This window comes from Massilia sp. UYP34 (assembly GCF_056279385.1).
On the sequence record NZ_JBWBRF010000009.1, the window covers coordinates 70,592 to 88,294 of the forward strand.

The 17,703-nt window shown below is 65.1% G+C and carries 16 protein-coding genes; 12 read left to right on the forward strand and 4 right to left on the reverse strand.

Translation table 11 applies throughout. The features are described from left to right. The first annotated feature begins 11 nt into the window (after positions 1 to 11). From ACZ9AQ_RS15325 to ACZ9AQ_RS15345, 5 genes are read left to right on the forward strand one after another with little or no spacing between them, the layout of a single operon-like run. Positions 12 to 479 carry a type II secretion system protein gene (locus tag ACZ9AQ_RS15325; RefSeq protein ID WP_429204327.1) on the forward strand — a complete coding sequence of 156 codons (468 nt, stop codon included), beginning with the start codon at positions 12 to 14 and terminating at the stop codon, positions 477 to 479. A gap of 5 nt (positions 480 to 484) precedes the next feature. Next, complete coding sequence (locus ACZ9AQ_RS15330; protein WP_429204328.1) at positions 485 to 859, forward strand: type II secretion system protein; 375 nt, start codon at positions 485 to 487, stop codon at positions 857 to 859. Next, positions 859 to 1,515 (forward strand): type II secretion system protein, encoded by a 657-nt coding sequence (locus ACZ9AQ_RS15335; protein ID WP_429204329.1) that lies wholly within the window; start codon positions 859 to 861, stop codon positions 1,513 to 1,515. The genes ACZ9AQ_RS15330 and ACZ9AQ_RS15335 overlap by 1 nt, the downstream gene beginning before the upstream one ends. Before the next feature lie 31 nt (positions 1,516 to 1,546). After that, positions 1,547 to 3,703: a protein-disulfide reductase DsbD family protein gene (locus ACZ9AQ_RS15340; protein ID WP_429204331.1), complete on the forward strand. Its 2,157-nt coding sequence runs from the start codon at positions 1,547 to 1,549 to the stop codon at positions 3,701 to 3,703. A 23-nt stretch (positions 3,704 to 3,726) separates the two neighbouring features. After that, the gene (locus ACZ9AQ_RS15345; RefSeq protein ID WP_429204332.1) at positions 3,727 to 4,359 is read left to right on the forward strand and encodes a redoxin domain-containing protein; all 633 of its coding nucleotides are present in this window, start codon (positions 3,727 to 3,729) and stop codon (positions 4,357 to 4,359) included. A 13-nt stretch (positions 4,360 to 4,372) separates the two neighbouring features. Here the strand turns inward: ACZ9AQ_RS15345 and murJ are convergent, their stop codons facing one another. After that, the gene (gene murJ, locus ACZ9AQ_RS15350) at positions 4,373 to 5,929 is read right to left on the reverse strand and encodes a murein biosynthesis integral membrane protein MurJ (RefSeq protein WP_429204333.1); all 1,557 of its coding nucleotides are present in this window, start codon (positions 5,927 to 5,929) and stop codon (positions 4,373 to 4,375) included. A 258-nt stretch (positions 5,930 to 6,187) separates the two neighbouring features. Between murJ and rpsT the strand changes: the two genes are divergently transcribed. Continuing rightward, the gene (gene rpsT, locus ACZ9AQ_RS15355; protein ID WP_005669248.1) at positions 6,188 to 6,454 is read left to right on the forward strand and encodes a 30S ribosomal protein S20; all 267 of its coding nucleotides are present in this window, start codon (positions 6,188 to 6,190) and stop codon (positions 6,452 to 6,454) included. A 400-nt stretch (positions 6,455 to 6,854) separates the two neighbouring features. Continuing rightward, a complete protein-coding gene (locus tag ACZ9AQ_RS15360) occupies positions 6,855 to 9,086 on the forward strand; it encodes an NADP-dependent isocitrate dehydrogenase (RefSeq protein WP_429204334.1) in 2,232 nt (743 codons plus the stop codon). Positions 9,087 to 9,138: 52 nt separating this feature from the next. On the opposite strand, the gene ACZ9AQ_RS15365 is transcribed toward ACZ9AQ_RS15360, so the two are convergent. Next, entirely contained in the window at positions 9,139 to 9,684 is a 546-nt protein-coding gene (locus tag ACZ9AQ_RS15365; RefSeq protein ID WP_429204335.1) for a pseudouridine synthase, read from the reverse strand. A 322-nt stretch (positions 9,685 to 10,006) separates the two neighbouring features. Between ACZ9AQ_RS15365 and icd the strand changes: the two genes are divergently transcribed. Together icd and ACZ9AQ_RS15375 are read left to right on the forward strand one after the other, a co-directional pair. Then, a complete protein-coding gene (gene icd / locus ACZ9AQ_RS15370; RefSeq protein ID WP_429204336.1) occupies positions 10,007 to 11,272 on the forward strand; it encodes an NADP-dependent isocitrate dehydrogenase in 1,266 nt (421 codons plus the stop codon). A gap of 28 nt (positions 11,273 to 11,300) precedes the next feature. Then, the gene (locus ACZ9AQ_RS15375) at positions 11,301 to 11,618 is read left to right on the forward strand and encodes a hypothetical protein (RefSeq protein ID WP_429204337.1); all 318 of its coding nucleotides are present in this window, start codon (positions 11,301 to 11,303) and stop codon (positions 11,616 to 11,618) included. Positions 11,619 to 11,671: 53 nt separating this feature from the next. Here the strand turns inward: ACZ9AQ_RS15375 and cspE are convergent, their stop codons facing one another. Then, positions 11,672 to 11,875 carry a transcription antiterminator/RNA stability regulator CspE gene (gene cspE / locus ACZ9AQ_RS15380; RefSeq protein WP_020653506.1) on the reverse strand — a complete coding sequence of 68 codons (204 nt, stop codon included), beginning with the start codon at positions 11,873 to 11,875 and terminating at the stop codon, positions 11,672 to 11,674. A 317-nt stretch (positions 11,876 to 12,192) separates the two neighbouring features. On the opposite strand from cspE, the gene clpS reads away from it, so the two are divergent. Further along, positions 12,193 to 12,495 carry an ATP-dependent Clp protease adapter ClpS gene (clpS, locus tag ACZ9AQ_RS15385; RefSeq protein WP_020653505.1) on the forward strand — a complete coding sequence of 101 codons (303 nt, stop codon included), beginning with the start codon at positions 12,193 to 12,195 and terminating at the stop codon, positions 12,493 to 12,495. Next, positions 12,492 to 14,792, forward strand: coding sequence for an ATP-dependent Clp protease ATP-binding subunit ClpA (clpA, locus tag ACZ9AQ_RS15390; protein ID WP_429204338.1), 2,301 nt, complete (start codon positions 12,492 to 12,494; stop codon positions 14,790 to 14,792). The genes clpS and clpA overlap by 4 nt, the downstream gene beginning before the upstream one ends. 79 nt (positions 14,793 to 14,871) lie before the next feature. Here the strand turns inward: clpA and ACZ9AQ_RS15395 are convergent, their stop codons facing one another. Continuing rightward, positions 14,872 to 15,840, reverse strand: a complete 969-nt coding sequence (locus ACZ9AQ_RS15395) for an IS1595 family transposase (RefSeq protein WP_429204339.1) — start codon at positions 15,838 to 15,840, stop codon at positions 14,872 to 14,874. Between the two features lie 218 nt (positions 15,841 to 16,058). On the opposite strand from ACZ9AQ_RS15395, the gene ACZ9AQ_RS15400 reads away from it, so the two are divergent. Then, positions 16,059 to 17,642 (forward strand): methyl-accepting chemotaxis protein, encoded by a 1,584-nt coding sequence (locus ACZ9AQ_RS15400; protein ID WP_429204340.1) that lies wholly within the window; start codon positions 16,059 to 16,061, stop codon positions 17,640 to 17,642. Positions 17,643 to 17,703: the final 61 nt, after the last annotated feature.

Below are 17,703 nucleotides of genomic sequence, written 5' to 3' on the forward strand. Positions count from 1 at the left end.
CGGCGCGATGCATGCACAAAGGCTTCACGCTGATCGAACTGCTGGTCACGCTGGCCATCCTCGCACTGCTGGGCACCCTGGTGCTGCCGGTGGCCGAGGTCACGGTGCAGCGCCGCGATGAACAGGAACTGCGGCGCGCGCTGCGCGAGATCCGCGCCGGCCTGGACGCCTACAAGAAGGCAGGCGACGAAGGCCGCGTGAGCAAGGCCGCCGACGCCAGCGGTTACCCGGAGCGCCTGGAACTGCTGGTCGAGGGCGTGCCCGACCTGCGCAGCCCCAAACAGGCCAGGATCTATTTTCTGCGGCGCCTGCCGCGCGACCCCTTCAATCCCGATCCCGCATTGTCCGACGCCGCCACCTGGGGCAAGCGCAGCTATGCCAGCGAGCCCGACGAGCCGAAGGAGGGCGACGACGTCTACGACGTGTATTCGACCTCGCAGCGCATCGGCCTGAATGGTATTCCCTACCAAAAATGGTGATTCCGATGAGAACACGATGCGGCTTCACGCTGATCGAACTGCTGGTGGTGCTGGGCATCGTGGCCCTGCTGCTGACGCTCGCCGTGCCGCGCTTCTTTCCCAGCATCGACGGCGCCAGGGAAACCATCCTGGCCGACAACCTGCGCAACACGCGCGCCGTGGTCGACCAGTACCGCTCCGACACCGGGCGCTATCCCGAGTCGCTCGAGCAACTGGTGGAAGAAAAATACCTGCGCGAGATCCCGCTCGACCCGGTCACCGAAAGCCGCGACACCTGGATACTGGAGGCGCCGCAGGATGGCGAGCAGGGGGGCTTTTCCAACCTGCGCAGCGGCGCGCCGGGCAACGACCGGCGCGGGCGTCCCTACGCACAGTGGTAATGAAAGCGCGCCACCAGGCCGGCTTCACCTATCTCGGCCTGATCATTTTTGTTGCCATCATCGGCCTGGTGGGCGCGGCCACGCTCAAGATCGGCTCGCTCCTGCAGCGCGCCGCGGCAGAGGAAGAACTGCTGGAGATCGGCGCCGCCTTCAGCGCCGCGCTGGACAGCTACGCCGCCGCCACGCCGCGCGGCGCTTCGCCCTATCCGCCGTCGCTGGCCGAACTGTTGAAGGATCCGCGCTCGCCCGCCGTGCGGCGCCATCTGCGCAAGGTGTACGTCGATCCGCTGACCGGCAAGGCCGAGTGGGGCATCGTCTACCTGGGCGACGGCGAGACCGGCGTGGTCGCGCTCCACAGCCTGTCGAACGCGAAGCCGCTGAAGGTCGCCAATTTCGACAGCCGTTTCAAGGGCCTGGACAACAAGGAACGGATAGCGGAGTGGCGCTTCGGCGCGAACGAACGCAGCCTGGCGCCTGTCGTCCCGGCGACGCAGTCGGGAGGGCCGGGCGCGCAGAGCGCGCCATCGGCGCCGCAGAGTGCTCCGATGCCGCCTCCGCTTCCGGCTCCGATTCCGGTTCCAGCGGCAGACGAACCCGCACCGCCGGAGCCGACCGAGGAGGCGGGCGAGGCGGGCGAGGCGGTTGATCGGGAGTGAGGCGCGTGATACTTTTGCACGACTGCCCGACATGACCGACAATCGCATGCGCCCGTATTTACACATTGCCCGGACGTCCTGGCGCGCCCTGACAGGCGCGCTGTTCCTCGTATTGGCATCGACCCTGGCGCTGGCCGCAGAAAGCAATGTGCAGCAAAGTCCGCGCGCCACGGTGTCGCTGGTGAGCGAATACGCCGCCGTCAGTCCGGGCCAGCAATTGCGCATCGGCCTGCGCCAGCGCCTGGCGTCGCACTGGCACACCTACTGGAAGAATCCCGGCGACGCCGGCTCGCCGCCGGGCATCGCGTTCAAGGCGCCAGCCGGCGCCACGGTGGGCGAGATCGCCTGGCCGGGCCCCGACCGCTTCATCATCGGCCCGGTCGCCAGCTACGGCTACGAGAACGAGATCGTGTTTCCGATGGCGCTCACGGTGCCGCGGGACGCGCGGCCCGGCAGCCTGCTGGTCCTCGAGGCCGATGCCGACTGGGTGGTGTGCGAAAAGGAGTGCATTCCCGAGGAGGGCAAGTTCCGCCTGGCGCTGCCGGTCGAGGCGCAGGCGCGTCCGGCCAACGCGGCGATCCAGGCCGCCTTCAGGAGCGCCGACGCGCGCCAGCCGCAGCCGACCGACTGGCGCGCCTCGGTGCGCGCCGGCGAATCCACCTTGCAGCTGGCGGTCGAGGGCGCAGGCATCTCGCCGGCCTCGGTGCGCTCGGCCCTGTACTTTCCGGATAGCTGGGGCGTCGTCGACCACGTGGCGGAGCAGGCGTTTACAGTGGAAGAGGGCAGGCTCACGCTGACGACGACCAAGGGCCAGGGCTACACGCCCGCGCCATCGACCGGCCTGCTGGCGATCACCGACGGCGGCGGACAGAAACGCTGGTTCGCGCTCGAACTCGCGCCGGCGGGCGCCGTTCCTGCTCCGGCTCCCGCACCCGCCGTCGGGGCGCCGGCCGCGCTTTCCTTGTGGCAGATGGCCTCGTTCGCCTTCCTGGGCGGCTTGATCCTGAACCTGATGCCGTGCGTGTTCCCGGTGCTGGCGATCAAGGCCACAGCCGTGGCCGGCATGGCGGGCGGCGACCGGCGCGCCGTCCGCCTGTCCGGCCTGTTCTACACCCTCGGCGTGCTGGCCGCCTTCATGGCGCTGGCCTTGGGCCTGCTGGCCGTGCGTCTAGGGGGCAGCGCGGTCGGCTGGGGCTTCCAGTTCCAGTCGCCGCTGTTCGTGGCGGCGATGTCATGGCTGATGCTGGCGATCGGCCTGAACCTGTCCGGCGTGTTCGAGGTGGGCGGGACGCTGGCGGCGAAGCTGGCGGGAACCGGCCAGGGCCTCGCCGAGCGCAAGGGCCATGCCGGCAGCTTCTTCACCGGTTTGCTGGCGGTGGTGGTGGCCACGCCCTGCACCGCGCCGTTCATGGGCGCCGCGATTGGCTCGGCGCTGGTGGCGCCCGCCTACGTGAGCCTGGTGGTGTTCGCGATGATGGGCCTCGGCCTGGCGCTGCCGTTCCTGCTGCTCGGGATGTTCCCGGCGCTCGCCCGGCGCCTGCCGCGGCCCGGCGCGTGGATGGTGACGCTGCGCCAGGCGATGGCGTTCCCGATGTATGCAACCGCCGCCTGGCTGCTGTGGGTGCTGGCCCAGCAGGCGGGCGAGGCCGGCCTGCGCATGGCCCTCGCCGGGCTGGTGCTGGTGGGCCTGGTGGCCTGGCTGGTCGGCCTCGGCCAGCAGCGTCCGAACTGGACGTGGCGGCCGCGCGGCGCGGCGCTGGCCGGTGTCGTCTCAGGTAGCGCCGGCATCGTCGGCCTGCTGGCGGCGCTGCATGGCGCCGGGCCGCCGGCCGCCGCGGCCCCGGCGCAATCCGCGCAGGCCGAACCCTACAGCGCCGCGCGCCTGGCCGCCTTGCGCGCCGAAGGCAAGCCGGTGTTCGTCAACATGACCGCCGCCTGGTGCATCACCTGCCTGGTGAACGAGCGCACGACCTTGTCGACCGCTCCCGTCCAGCAGGCCATGCGCGAGCGCGGCGTGGTCTACATGAAGGGCGACTGGACCAACCGCGATCCCGCCATCACGGCGTTTTTGCAATCGTTCCAGCGCGACGGCCTGCCGTTCTATGCCTTCTATCCGGCCGGATCGGCGCCGGTGCTCCTGCCGCCGGTGCTGACCCAGGCCATCGTCATCGAGTCGTTCGAGCAGTAATCATTTACTCACAAGGAGAGATCATGAAAGCTTCCCCTCGTCGCGCCATGCTGCGCACCACGGTATCGATGGCCGCCCTGTTGCTGGGCGCCGCTGCGACGCCCGCGCTGGCCGCGCCCGTCATCGGCCAGCCGGCGCCCGCCTTCACGGCGCTCGACAGCAAGGGCAAGCAGCACAGCCTGGCCGACTACAAGGGCAAGGTCGTGGTGCTGGAATGGACCAACCACGATTGTCCTTACGTGAAGAAGCATTACCAGGCGAACATGCCCGCCCTGCAAAAGCAGGCCAGGGATGCCGGCGTGGTCTGGCTGAGCGTGATCTCGTCGGCGCCCGGAGAGCAGGGCCATGTGGACGGCAAGAAGGCCGACGAGCTGACGGCCAGCCGCAATGCCGCGCCGGGCGCGGTGCTGCTCGACCCGCAAGGCACGGTCGGCAAGGCCTATGACGCGCGCACCACCCCGCATATGTACGTGATCGACGCCAAGGGCGTGCTGCGCTACGCGGGCGGCATCGACAGCATCGCGTCAGCCAGGCTGGAAGACATCGAGAAGGCCAGCCCGCTGTTCAAGACCGCGATGGAAGCGGTCGTGAAGGGCGAGACCGTGGCCCAGGCCACTACCCGCCCTTACGGCTGCAACGTCAAGTACAAGTCTTGAAGCGTGGTCAATCTCACACCGCGCGGCGCCGGAAGTCGCGCGGCCGGAATCCCAGCACGGCCAGCACGGCGAAATAGGCGAAGGCGCAGGCGCCGATGATGCCGAGCAGGGCGCCGATGCGCAAACCAGGCGTCGCCTTCATCGCCGCCCAGTCGAACTGCGCCTGGCCGAACCAGGCGAGAAGCCCCATCACGCCGACCGCGACGGCCAGCTTGAGGAAGAATGTGAGCCAGCCCGGCTGCGGCGTGTAGATGCCGCGCCGGCGCAGGCCCATGTACAGGCAGGTGGCGTTGATGCAGGCGCCCAGGCCGATCGACAGGGCCAGGCCCGCGACGCCGAGGTCGAACACGAACACGAACAGCACGTTCATCAGCTGGGTCGCGAACAGCACCATGATCGCGATGCGCACCGGCGTCTTGACGTCCTGGCGCGCATAGAAGGCCGGCGCCAGGATCTTCACCAGGATGATGCCGAGCAGGCCGGCGCTGTAGGCCATCAGGGGCGAGGCCGAGTTCGCCAGCGCCGCATCGTCGAATTTGCCGTAGTGGAAGAGGGTGGCGATCATCGGCTCGGCCAGCGTCGCCAGGCCCACCGCCGCCGGCAGCGCCAGCAGGAAGGTCAGGCGCAGGCCCCAGTTGAGCAGGGCCGCATATTCCTCGGTATTGCCTTCGCTATTGGCTTTCGACAGCGACGGCAGCAGGATGGTGCCCAGGGCCACGCCCAGCATCGCGGTCGGGAACTCCATCAGGCGGTCGGCATATTGCAGGGCCGAGACGGCGCCGGCCGCCAGGCTGGCGGCGATGCCGGTATTGATCAACAGGCTGATCTGGGCGGCGGACACCGCGAACACGGCCGGCCCCATTTTTCTGAGCATGCGCCGCACGCCGGCGTCGCGCAGGCCGTGCAGCGGGTTGATCGAAATGCGCGGCAGCATCCCGATCTTGACCAGCGACGGGATCTGGATCGCCACCTGCAACAGGCCGCCGACGACGACCGCGATCGCCATCGCATAGATCGGCTGCTCCAGGTAGTTGACGAGCACCAGCGAGGCGAAGATGAAGGACAGGTTCAGCAATACCGGCGTGAAGGCGGGAATCTTGAACTGGCGCCAGGTATTCAGGATGCCGCCGGCCAGGGCCACGAAGGACATGCAGGCGATGTACGGGAACATCATCTGCGTCATGATCACCGAGGCGTCGTAGGCGCCGGGCGTCTCGCGCAGGTCGCCGGCCAGCAGCGTGATCAGGAGCGGGGCGCCGACGATGCCGACGATGCTGGTCAGCACCGTGGCCCAGATCAGGGCGGTGGCGACGTGGTCGACCAGGGTCTTGGTGGCCGCCTCGCCGTGCTGGGTTTTGTATTCCGACAGGATCGGCACGAAGGCCTGGGAGAACGCGCCTTCGGCGAACAGCCGGCGCAGCAGGTTCGGCAGGCGGAAGGCGATGATGAAGGCATCGGTATAGGCCGAGGCGCCGAAGGCGCGCGCGAACAGGCTTTCGCGCAGCAGGCCGGTGACGCGCGACAGCATGGTCATGCTGGAAATGGCGGCGAGGGTTCTGAGCAGGTTCATGGCGCAAGATTATACTTGGGCAACTCGCTGGAATCCGCTATGTTTCAACGTGCTGCCCTATAGGCCCGCAAGGACGGTAAACCGACAGTCCTCGAATTTTGAATTGCTCCGAATTGAAACCTTCGCTATAATCGTGGGCTGTACTGAATTCTGTTAGCAGACACTAATCGTTGGGCAGGCACCGCAAGCCAACCCCGGCGCCAGTTTGACAGTCGCTAATGTTTGCAAACGCAACTTGACCCCGATTTAGGAAATTCCATGGCAAATACCGCACAAGCGCGCAAACGCGCTCGTCAAGCAGTTAAGCAAAACGCACACAACTCGTCGCAGCGTTCGACCCTGCGCACCGCAATCAAGGCCGTCCGCAAAGCCATCCAGGCTGGCGACAAGGCTGCCGCGACCACCATCTTCCAGCAATCCGTGTCGAAGATCGACAGCATCGCTGACAAGAAGATCATCCACAAGAACAAGGCAGCGCGCCACAAGAGCCGCCTGGCTGCTGCCCTGAAAGCACTGTCGGCTTAATAGCCCGCGTGCGACGCGGCCCGTGGGCCGCGACGGCAAAGTTCTGTGCAGTTGGAAAGACCCGCCCGACTTCGGTCCCGGCGGGTTTTTTTGCTTGGCGCTGCATTTTCCCACGCTTCGGCCCGGCAAGCTTGTCAAGCGCTTAAAAACTGGTAACCCGTGCAAAGCTCGGGCATAATATGGCGCGTCTTATGTCTTATAGAAGACCTCGGCGCCAGGCCGCGACGCCGCAGGGGGGTGGTGTTGAACACCCCTTCGCGATCTGCCCATCCGGGGTTGGGAGGGGTAGAATGTCCGGCGTCAGCGCGGTGCGCCAAGGCGGAGCGCCAGGGTCTTGGCCTGTGGCCAATTGTCAGTTTTATACTCGCGACAGCGTTCGCGACTACCGAGGAAAATGTGCATGAGCAGTGATCAGACCATCATCTACACCCTGACCGACGAGGCGCCGCTGCTGGCGACCCACGCCTTCCTGCCTGTGGTCAGCACCTTCACCAAGCCGGCCGGCATCACGGTCGAGGCCAGCGATATCTCGGTCGCGGCCCGTATCCTGGCCGCCTTCCCGGAGAACCTGACTCCGGAGCAGCGCGTGCCCGATGCGCTGGCCGAACTGGGCAAGAAGACGCTCACGCCGGACGCCAACATCATCAAGCTGCCCAACATCAGCGCCTCGGTCACGCAGCTGATCACCGCGATCAAGGAACTGCAGCAAAAGGGCTACAACATCCCCGACTACCCGGCCGACCCGAAGACCGACGAAGAAAAAACCGTCAAGGCCAAGTACGGCAAGTGCATCGGCTCGGCGGTGAACCCGGTCCTGCGCGAAGGTAACTCGGACCGCCGCGCGCCGCGCGCCGTCAAGGAATACGCGCGCAAGAATCCGCACTCGATGGCCCCATGGTCGCAGGCCTCGCGCACCCACGTCTCGCACATGACCCATGGCGACTTCTACCACGGCGAGAAGTCGATGACCCTCGACGCGGCGCGCGAAGTCAAGATGGAACTGATCACCCGGAGCGGCAAGAACATCGTCCTGAAACCGAAGGTCGCCCTGCAGGCCGGCGAGATCATCGATTCGATGTTCATGAGCCGCAAGGCCCTGCTGGCGTTCTACGAGCAGCAGATCGAAGACGCGCACCAGACCGGCATGCTGTTCTCGCTGCACGTGAAGGCGACCATGATGAAGGTCTCGCACCCGATCGTGTTCGGCCACTGCGTGCGCATGTTCTACAAGGAAGCCTTCGAGAAGCACGGCGCCCTGTTCGACAGCCTCGGCATCAACGTCAACAACGGCATGGCCGACCTGTACAACAAGATCGCCGACCTGCCATCGTCGCAGCGCGAGGAAATCGTCCGCGACCTGCACGCCTGCCAGGAACACCGTCCTGAACTGGCCATGGTCGACTCGGCCAAGGGCATCACCAACTTCCACTCGCCGAACGACGTGATCGTCGACGCGTCGATGCCGGCGATGATCCGCGCCGGCGGCAAGATGTACGGCGCCGATGGCCGCCTGAAGGAAGTCAAGGCCGTCATCCCGGAAAGCACCTTCGCCCGCATCTACCAGGAGATCATCAACTTCTGCAAATGGCATGGCGCCTTCGATCCGAAGACCATGGGCACCGTCCCGAACGTCGGCCTGATGGCCCAGCAGGCCGAGGAATACGGCTCGCACGACAAGACCTTCGAGATCCCGGAAGACGGCGTGGCCAACATCACCGACCTCGCCACCGGCGAAGTCCTGATGAGCCAGAACGTCGAGACCGGCGACATCTGGCGTATGTGCCAGGTCAAGGACGCGCCGATCCGCGACTGGGTCAAGCTGGCCGTGACGCGCGCCCGCAACTCGGGCATGCCGGCCGTGTTCTGGCTCGACCCGTACCGTCCGCACGAGAATGAGCTGATCAAGAAGGTCAGGCTGTACCTGAAGGATCACGACACGAGCGGCCTGGACATCCAGATCATGGCGCAGGTGCGCGCGATGCGCTACACCCTGGAGCGCGTCTCGCGCGGCCTGGACACCATCTCGGTGACCGGCAACATCCTGCGCGACTACCTGACCGACCTGTTCCCGATCATGGAACTGGGCACGTCCGCCAAGATGCTGTCGATCGTGCCGCTGATGGCGGGCGGCGGCATGTACGAGACCGGCGCCGGCGGTTCGGCGCCAAAGCACGTGCAGCAACTGGTCGAAGAGAACCACCTGCGCTGGGATTCGCTGGGCGAGTTCCTGGCCCTGGCCGTCTCGCTGGAAGACCTCGGCATCAAGACCGGCAACAACAAGGCCAAGCTGCTGGCCAAGACCCTGGATGCGGCCACCGGCAAGCTGCTGGACAACCGCAAGTCGCCATCGCCGAAGACTGGCGAGCTCGACAACCGGGGCAGCCAGTTCTACCTGTCGATGTACTGGGCGCAAGAGCTGGCCGCACAGACCGAGGATGCCGAACTGGCCGCCAAGTTCGCGCCGCTGGCCAAGCAGCTCAGCGAGAGCGAAGGCAAGATTGTCGCCGAACTGCTGGAAGTGCAGGGCAAGCCGGTCGACATCGGCGGTTACTACAAGCTGGACGAGGCCAAGGTGGGCGCGGTGATGCGTCCGAGCGCGACCTTCAACGCCGCGCTGCAATCGCTGGCATAAGCGGCCTGCCGCGATAATGAAACCCGCCGTACCGTCAGGTCGGCGGGTTTTTTTACATCGTTACTTCGGTAAATTCCCCAGGCATCAACGGGTGCGTCGCCAGCGAAAACGGGCCGATACTGCTGCGCACCAGGCGCAGCGTGGGAAAGCCCACCGCCGCCGTCATCCGCCGCACCTGCCGGTTCTTGCCTTCTTCCAGCGTGATCGCGATCCACGCGGTCGGCTTGTCCTGGCGCGCACGGATCGGCGGATCGCGCGGCCACAGCCATTCGGGTTCGGCGATGCGCACCGCGCGGCAAGGGCGGGTAGTGAAGTCGCCCAGGTCGAGCGGGGCCTGCAGGCGCGCCAGCGTGGCGGCGTCGGGCACGCCATCGACCTGCACCAGATAGGTCTTGGCCTCCTTGTGGTCGGGGTGGGCGATCTTGTGCTGCAGTTTGCCGTCATCGGTCAGCAGCATCAGGCCCTCGCTGTCGGCGTCCAGCCGGCCGGCCGGATAAATGCCTGGAATAGCGAGATAATCGGCCAGCGACGCGCGGCCCTCCTGCGGCGAGAACTGGCACAGGACCTGGAACGGTTTATTGAAAAGGATCAGGGGCATCGAAAAATAGCTAATATGCGCATTGGCGCGGACAGGGAGAGCGCCGGGTCAATAGCGTGCCGATATGGCAGAATACTGAGGCATAATGAAAACACGCCATCTTATGGGCACGTCGAAAAACCTGCTGCGCGTTGCATTTTCGGTCTGCGATGCTCGCTGTACTCTAGTACAGCTGCGCTTCTCGACCGAAACTGCTGCCGCTCGCGACGGTTTTTCGAGGTGCCCTTATGTCTTATAGAAGAGTGGCGAACCATGGGCAGGCCGGGGCGATATTGTAATCGAGTCCGTCCCACCGGCCGCCATCCACCTGGGAGAACACGCGATGCACCAGCCGAAGTACCAGCATATCACCGTCCCGGCCGACGGCCGCAAGATCGCCGTCAACGCCGACTTCACCCTGGACGTCCCGTCCAATCCGGTCATTCCCTATATCGAGGGCGACGGCACCGGCGTGGACATCACGCCGGTCATGATCAAGGTGGTCGACGCGGCGGTGGAGAAGGCCTATGGCGGCGCGCGCAAGATCAGCTGGATGGAGATTTTCGCCGGCGAGAAGGCGACGCAGCGCTACGGTGCGGACACCTGGCTGCCGGACGAGACGCTCGAGGTGCTGAGGGACTACGTGGTCTCGATCAAGGGCCCGCTGACGACGCCGGTGGGCGGCGGCATCCGTTCGCTCAACGTCGCGCTGCGCCAGGAGCTCGACCTCTACGTATGCCTGCGTCCGGTGCGTTACTTTGCCGGCGTGCCGTCGCCGCTCAAGCAGCCGGAAAAGACCGACATGGTCATCTTCCGCGAGAACTCCGAAGACATCTACGCCGGCATCGAGTGGGAAGCCGGTTCCGCAGGCGCGAAGAAACTGATCGCCTTCCTGGCCGAGGAAATGGGCGTGAACAAGATCCGCTTCCCGGACACCTCGGCGCTGGGCATCAAGCCGGTCTCGCGCGAAGGGTCCGAGCGCCTGGTGCGCAAGGCGATCCAGTACGCCATCGACAACGACAAGTCCTCGGTGACCCTGGTCCACAAGGGCAATATCATGAAGTACACCGAAGGCGCGTTCCGCGACTGGGGGTATGCGCTGGCCCAGAGGGAATTCGGCGCCGAGCTGTTCGACGGCGGCCCGTGGTGCAAGGTAAAGAATCCGAAGACCGGGCGCGACATCATGATCAAGGATTCGATCGCCGACGCCTTCCTCCAGCAGATCCTGCTGCGTCCGGCGGAATACAGCGTGATCGCCACGCTGAACCTGAATGGCGACTATATCTCGGACGCGCTGGCCGCCCAGGTCGGCGGCATCGGCATCGCGCCGGGGGCGAACATGTCCGATTCGGTGGCGATGTTCGAGGCGACCCACGGCACGGCCCCGAAATACGCGGGCAAGGATTATGTGAATCCCGGTTCCCTGATCCTGTCGGCCGAGATGATGCTGCGCCACATGGGCTGGAGCGAAGCGGCCGACCTGATCATCACGGCGATGGGCCGGGCGATCGCCTCGAAGAAGGTGACCTACGATTTCGCGCGCCTGATGGAAGGGGCGACCCAGGTCTCGTGCTCGGGCTTCGGCGAGGTCATGATCGAGAACATGTAGGTGTCATTCAATTGGATGAGGAGAGGTCGTGAGCGAAGAATCGATCACCCAGGCCAGATACGAGCGAATCGGACGCTTTATTGTTGCTTTCCAGCGCCATGCCGATCCGGAGCAGCTGCGCGCGGCGGCCGCGACCGCTGCGCTGGCGCCCGACCTGGCCGAACGTACGGCGTCGCTGCTGCGCCGTTACGATGAGGCGCTGGAGGCGCTGGAGGCGCTTCAGCGCAATAGCCTGGCGGGCATGCCGGATACGGTGAGCGACGACCAATTACAGGCGATCCTGGCCGACGTGCAGGCGTTCGTGGAACAGAGCGGCTGGACACATGGGGAAGGGCGCGGGCGCTAGGCGAAAAAAAACCCCGCTGGTCGCGGGGTTCTTCGCTTCCGGGAGGGGAGTGATTACATACCCTGGATGTTGGAAGCTTGCTTGCCTTTAGGGCCTTGCGTGACTTCGAATTGGACTTTTTGACCTTCTTTGAGGGTCTTAAAACCGTTCATGTTGATCGCGGAGAAGTGAGCAAACAGATCCTCGCCGCCGTCATCAGGAGTGATGAAGCCAAAGCCTTTGGAATCATTGAACCACTTAACAGTACCAGTTGCCATAAAAGAACTTTCAAATTTAACAAATCACACGAGCCATAAAAGCAAGAAGCCTCTTGCCCCTCCTCAGCCTGCTTATTTCTTATCAACAAGTACATAAGTACAATGTCAACAACTGCATTGTTGGTGGAATAATTACTGAAGTCAAGCGCTTTTACATGCCTATTGCCAAATATTTCCGGCCTAACCCATCCACGGTCTTGATTTCGGCAATCGGAACGCCATCTGCGCAAATATCTGAAAACGCGTAAGATGGAAGCACCAGAAAACGAGCTGATGTTTACGCTTGGCACCAACCCCGGAAGTATTAGAATAACCCCATGGCAACGAAGCACGATACTGAACAACTGCTTGAGCGGCAGACCGTCAAACCGCCTCCGCTGTACCAGGTGGCGCTGCTGAACGATGACTACACGCCGATGGAGTTCGTGGTCGCCGTGATCCAGGAATACTTCAACAAGGATCGCGAGACCGCAACCCAGATCATGCTCTCTGTTCACCGGCATGGTAAAGGGGTGTGTGGGGTGTTTTCCAAAGATATAGCGTGTACCAAAGTGGAGTTTGTCTTAACGCATGCGCGCAAGGCCGGGCACCCCCTGCAGTGCGTGATGGAGGAAGTATGATTGCGCAGGAACTTGAAGTATCCCTACACATGGCCTTTGTCGAGGCGAGACAGGCACGCCACGAATTCATCACCGTGGAACACCTGCTGCTCGCGCTACTCGATAATCCATCGGCCGCCGAAGTCCTGCGTGCGTGCGCGGTCAATATTGAAGACCTGCGCAAGACCTTGACTAATTTTATCGGTGACAACACCCCGACCGTGCCTGGCACGGGCGAGGTGGACACCCAACCGACGCTCGGCTTCCAGCGCGTGATCCAGCGCGCGATCATGCACGTGCAGTCGGCCTCGAACGGCAAGAAAGAAGTCACCGGCGCCAATGTGCTGGTCGCGATCTTCGGCGAGAAGGATTCGCACGCCGTCTACTACCTGCACCAGCAGGGCGTGACCCGTCTCGACGTCGTCAACTTCATCTCGCACGGCGTGCGCAAGGACCAGCAGATGGACACCCAGAAGGCGTCCGAAGGCGTGGAAGAAGCGCAGGTCGAAGGCCAAGCCAAGGAGTCGCCGCTGGACCAGTTCACGCAGAACCTGAACAAGGCGGCCGCCGACGGCAAGATCGATCCGCTGATCGGGCGCGAGGAAGAAGTCGACCGCGTGATCCAGATCCTGTGCCGCCGCCGCAAGAACAACCCGCTGCTGGTGGGCGAGGCGGGCGTGGGCAAGACCGCGATCGCCGAAGGCCTGGCATGGCGCATCGTGCAAGAAGACGTGCCCGAGATCCTGCAGAACGCCGTCGTGTTCTCGCTCGACATGGGCGCGCTGCTGGCCGGCACCAAGTACCGCGGCGATTTCGAGCAGCGCCTGAAGGCCGTGCTCAAGCAGATCAAGGACACGCCGAACGGCATCCTGTTCATCGACGAGATCCACACGATCATCGGCGCCGGTTCGGCCTCGGGCGGCACGCTCGACGCGTCGAACCTGCTGAAGCCGGCGTTGGCCAATGGCCAGCTCAAGTGCATCGGCGCGACCACGTTCACCGAATTCCGCGGCGTGTTCGAGAAAGACCATGCACTGTCGCGCCGGTTCCAGAAAGTCGACGTCAACGAGCCGTCGGTGGAGCAGACCGTGGCGATCCTGCGCGGCCTCAAGTCGCGCTTCGAAGAGCACCATGGCGTGAAATACTCGGCGTCGGCGCTGTCGACCGCGGCCGAACTGGCGGCGCGCTTCATCAACGACCGTCATTTGCCGGACAAGGCGATCGACGTGATCGACGAAGCGGGCGCGGCCCAACGCATCCTGCCGAAGTCGAAGCAGAAGAAAACCATCGGCAAAACCGAGATCGAGGACATCATCGCCAAGATCGCGCGGATTCCCCCGCAAACGGTCAACCAGGACGACCGCAGCAAGCTGCAGACGATCGACCGCGACCTGCGCAACGTCGTGTTCGGCCAAGACCCTGCGATCGAGGCGCTGTCGGCCGCGATCAAGATGGCGCGCGCGGGCCTCGGCAAGACCGACAAGCCGATCGGCTCCTTCCTGTTCTCCGGTCCGACCGGCGTCGGCAAGACCGAGGTGGCGAAACAGCTGGCCTTCATCATGGGCATCGAGCTGGTGCGCTTCGACATGTCCGAGTACATGGAGCGTCACGCCGTGTCGCGCCTGATCGGCGCGCCGCCGGGCTACGTCGGCTTCGACCAGGGCGGCCTGCTGACCGAGGCCATCACCAAGAAGCCGCACACCGTGCTGCTGCTGGACGAGATCGAGAAGGCCCATCCGGACATCTTCAACATCCTGCTTCAGGTGATGGACCATGGCACCCTGACCGATAACAACGGCCGCAAGGCGGACTTCCGTAACGTGATCATCATCATGACCACCAATGCGGGCGCCGAGAGCCTGACCAAGCGGTCGCTGGGCTTCGTGGATTCGCGCGCGACCGGCGACGAGATGGCCGACATCAAGCGCATGTTCACGCCGGAGTTCCGCAACCGCCTGGACGCGATCATCAGCTTCCGCGCGCTGGACGAGGACATCATCCTGCGCGTCGTCGACAAGTTCCTGATGCAGCTCGAAGAACAGCTGCACGAGAAGAAGGTCGAGGCGATCTTCACCGAGAAGCTGCGCAAGTTCCTCGGCCACAAGGGCTTCGACCCGGCGATGGGCGCGCGTCCGATGTCGCGCCTGATCCAGGACATGATCCGCAAGGCGCTGGCCGACGAGCTGCTGTTCGGCCGCCTGGTCAACGGCGGCCGCGTGACGGTGGACCTGAACGAGAAGGACGACGTGGTCCTCGAGTTCCCGGAAGGCGACGCACTGCCGCCACCGGCCCCGGCCGAAACGGTCGAGATCGAGTAAGACGAGCGCCGCAAGGCGCTCCGAGCAGGAAGCCCGCGTGCACGTGTGCCGCGGGCTTTTTTTATTGGCGCTGTACCCATTAGCTGTTGATGACCCCGAATGCGATGCGCAGCAATTGCTCGACAGAAGGTACCCGCCCACCATCGAGCGCCCAGTGCCAGCCCAGGTAATTGGGCAGGCGGCGCGACGCCACGCCATGAAAGCGCGCCAGCCATTCCTTGAAGCGCCGGTGATAGGCGTTGACATTCTGCACATGGATGGCGCCTTGGGCGCCCTTGCGCACTCGTTCACCGGCGCTGAGATTGACGGCCTGGTGCGCAACGCCATGCGCACGGGCGAAGGCGGCATAGGCGGCGTTGGCGTCCGTTACCAGCAGCGCCTGCGGGTCGAGTTTCGGCCGCAGGTGCCTGACCAGCTGCGCCGCTTTCAGGGCGCCGCGTCCGGTCACGGCGTCGATGGTCTGGCCGCTGCGGTCGCGCGCCACCAGGATGCAGTCAAGGTGATGCGAGATCCCGCGCAGGGCAGCCCTGCCGCCGCGCTTGCGCGGCTGGCGATCGAGCTTGCGCGAACCCTTTTGCGATTCGAGCAGGAACATCTCGTCGGCCTCGACGATGCCGATCAGTCGTGCCGGGCGGTCGTCCTTGACCCGATCGAGAAAGCGATGACGCCAGCGAAATGCCGTGTTGCGGTGCACGCCGACACGCTTGGCCGCAGAGCGGACCGAGCGGGAATCGAGCACCGCTTCCAGATAGGCGAGCCACTTGCCCTTGAGCCTGAGCCGCGCCAGCGGCGTGCCGGTCAGGTCGTTGAAGGTGCGGCCGCACGCGCAGCAGCGATAGCGTTGCAGGTCGTTGGCCTGGCCGTGCCGGTGGCAGCGTTCGCAGGCGCAGTCCGGGCAGCGCCGCCCGGTTGACCGGATCTCACCGATGAGGGCGGTCACCCGGTCCAGTCCGGCTGCCGGATGCAGGGCGGCGAGCACCTGCCGGCGCTGTGGCTGGTTCAACTTTGGCAGCTGGGTGAACAACCGTGCAAACTGCGGCGCTTTCATCGTACGCTCCCGATCGATGACGACCGGGATTGGACCGCGGATCAGCTCAGCAGTTCAGTGCTCATCCACAGCTAACGATTACAGCGCCTTTTTATTTGTACATTCTATTTGTACGGCGAGCGCGCCGGGTGGTCATTCCTGGAAGATTGGTTCATGACGGTGTCATATAGCATTCCTACAATGCACGCATCGTTGCCCAATCTCATCATGGACCGCCCATGCGACTCGCACCGCTCAATACCTTCGCCAAGCTCACCGGCGCCTTCGGCATCCTCTCCCTCGTCATCGTGACCATCGCCGCCGTCGCGGTCTGGCGCATGCACGCGGCGGACGTGATCACCGCGAACCTGGTCGACGACAAGCTGGCCAAGCAGCAGCTGGTGTCCGACCTGCTCGGCATCGAGCGCCTGAACGGTTCGCGCACGGTGTCGATCGCGCGCAGCGACAGCCTGGAACTGGCCGATTACTTCCAGGCCCAGTTGGAGCAAGGCCGCGACGACATCGCCGCCATCGAGGCGAGGCTGGCCAGGCTGCCGGTGTCGGCGCGCGAGCGCGCACTGCTGCAGGACGCGGCCGGCCACAAGGCTGCGCTGGGCACGGTGCAGGACGCGCTGTTCAAGGCCAAGGACCTGGGGCAGACCGGCCGGGTCGAGGAGATCCTGACCAGGCAATGGGAGCCGGGCTACCAGGCCCGGGTCGGCGCCTTCGAAGCCCTGCTCGCCTACGAGAGCAGCGAGGCGCACCGCCTGGCCGACGAAACGGCCGCCGCGTCGCACTTCAGCAAGACCCTGCTGCTGGGACTGGGCAGCGCGGCGTTGCTGGTCGGCGCCGGCCTGGCCTGGGCCTTGAGCCGCAACCTGGTGGCGCCGCTGCGGCAGGCCGCCATGCTGGCCGAGCAGGTCGCCAGGGGCGACCTGCGTCCGACCATCGGGCACCGGCGCAGCGACGAGATCGGCCGCCTGTTCGACGCCCTCAACGGCATGACCCATGGCGTGTCGGGCACCGTGTCGCAGGTGCTGGCCGGCGCCCAGGCGATCGATGCGGCCTCGAGCGAGATCGCCGAAGGCAACCAGGACCTGTCGTCCCGCACCGAGCGTCAGGCCGACGCGCTGCGCCAGACGTCAAGCGCGATGGACGAGCTGAGCGAAGCGATCGCCAGCAACGACGCCAATGCGCGCCAAGCCAATGCCTTGGCCCAGGCCGCGTCCGGCGTGGTCGCCGAAGGCGCGCGGGCGGTCGAGCAGCTGGTGGCGCGCATGGGGGCGATCAAGGCATCCTCCGCGCGCATCGTGGACATTACGGGCATGATCGACAGCATCGCCTTCCAGACCAATATCCTGGCGCTGAACGCGGCGGTGGAAGCGGCGCGCGCCGGCAGCGAAGGCCGCGGCTTCGCCGTGGTGGCCAGCGAGGTGCGCAACCTGGCCCAGCATTCAGCCGGGGCGGCCAGGGAAATCAAGAAGCTGGTCCAGGAGTCGTCAGGCGAGATCGAGGCCGGCACCGGCATGGCCGAATCGGCCGGCTCGACCATGCGCGCGATGCTGCGGCACGTGCACGAGGTGGCCGGCATTCTGGCCCGGATCCATGCCGCCAGCGCGGACCAGGCCCTGGGTGTCACCCAGGTCAGCAAGTCGATCGCCGAGATCGACACGTCGACCCAGCAGACCGCGGCGATGGTGGAGGAAGCCGCGGCGGCGGCGGCGTCGATGCGCCGGCAGGCGGCGGAACTCTCGGCGCTGGTGGCGACCTTCAAGCTGCGCAGCGCAATGGCCGCGCCCACGACCGGGCCGTTGCACGCGTAGGGTTGGCGGCTACGCCGCCGACGCGGTGATGGTTGGCCGCGAGATCATCCGGCTCGATATC

Bases quoted from the DNA above. Each gene is read 5' to 3' on its own strand.
- ACZ9AQ_RS15325 (WP_429204327.1), top strand. From the start codon at position 12: ATGCACAAAGGCTTCACGCTGATCGAACTGCTGGTCACGCTGGCCATC.
- ACZ9AQ_RS15330 (WP_429204328.1), top strand. From the start codon at position 485: ATGAGAACACGATGCGGCTTCACGCTGATCGAACTGCTGGTGGTGCTG.
- ACZ9AQ_RS15335 (WP_429204329.1), top strand. From the start codon at position 859: ATGAAAGCGCGCCACCAGGCCGGCTTCACCTATCTCGGCCTGATCATT.
- ACZ9AQ_RS15340 (WP_429204331.1), top strand. From the start codon at position 1,547: ATGACCGACAATCGCATGCGCCCGTATTTACACATTGCCCGGACGTCC.
- ACZ9AQ_RS15345 (WP_429204332.1), top strand. From the start codon at position 3,727: ATGAAAGCTTCCCCTCGTCGCGCCATGCTGCGCACCACGGTATCGATG.
- murJ (WP_429204333.1), bottom strand. From the start codon at position 5,929: ATGAACCTGCTCAGAACCCTCGCCGCCATTTCCAGCATGACCATGCTG.
- rpsT (WP_005669248.1), top strand. From the start codon at position 6,188: ATGGCAAATACCGCACAAGCGCGCAAACGCGCTCGTCAAGCAGTTAAG.
- ACZ9AQ_RS15360 (WP_429204334.1), top strand. From the start codon at position 6,855: ATGAGCAGTGATCAGACCATCATCTACACCCTGACCGACGAGGCGCCG.
- ACZ9AQ_RS15365 (WP_429204335.1), bottom strand. From the start codon at position 9,684: ATGCCCCTGATCCTTTTCAATAAACCGTTCCAGGTCCTGTGCCAGTTC.
- icd (WP_429204336.1), top strand. From the start codon at position 10,007: ATGCACCAGCCGAAGTACCAGCATATCACCGTCCCGGCCGACGGCCGC.
- cspE (WP_020653506.1), bottom strand. From the start codon at position 11,875: ATGGCAACTGGTACTGTTAAGTGGTTCAATGATTCCAAAGGCTTTGGC.
- clpS (WP_020653505.1), top strand. From the start codon at position 12,193: ATGGCAACGAAGCACGATACTGAACAACTGCTTGAGCGGCAGACCGTC.
- clpA (WP_429204338.1), top strand. From the start codon at position 12,492: ATGATTGCGCAGGAACTTGAAGTATCCCTACACATGGCCTTTGTCGAG.
- ACZ9AQ_RS15395 (WP_429204339.1), bottom strand. From the start codon at position 15,840: ATGAAAGCGCCGCAGTTTGCACGGTTGTTCACCCAGCTGCCAAAGTTG.
- ACZ9AQ_RS15400 (WP_429204340.1), top strand. From the start codon at position 16,059: ATGCGACTCGCACCGCTCAATACCTTCGCCAAGCTCACCGGCGCCTTC.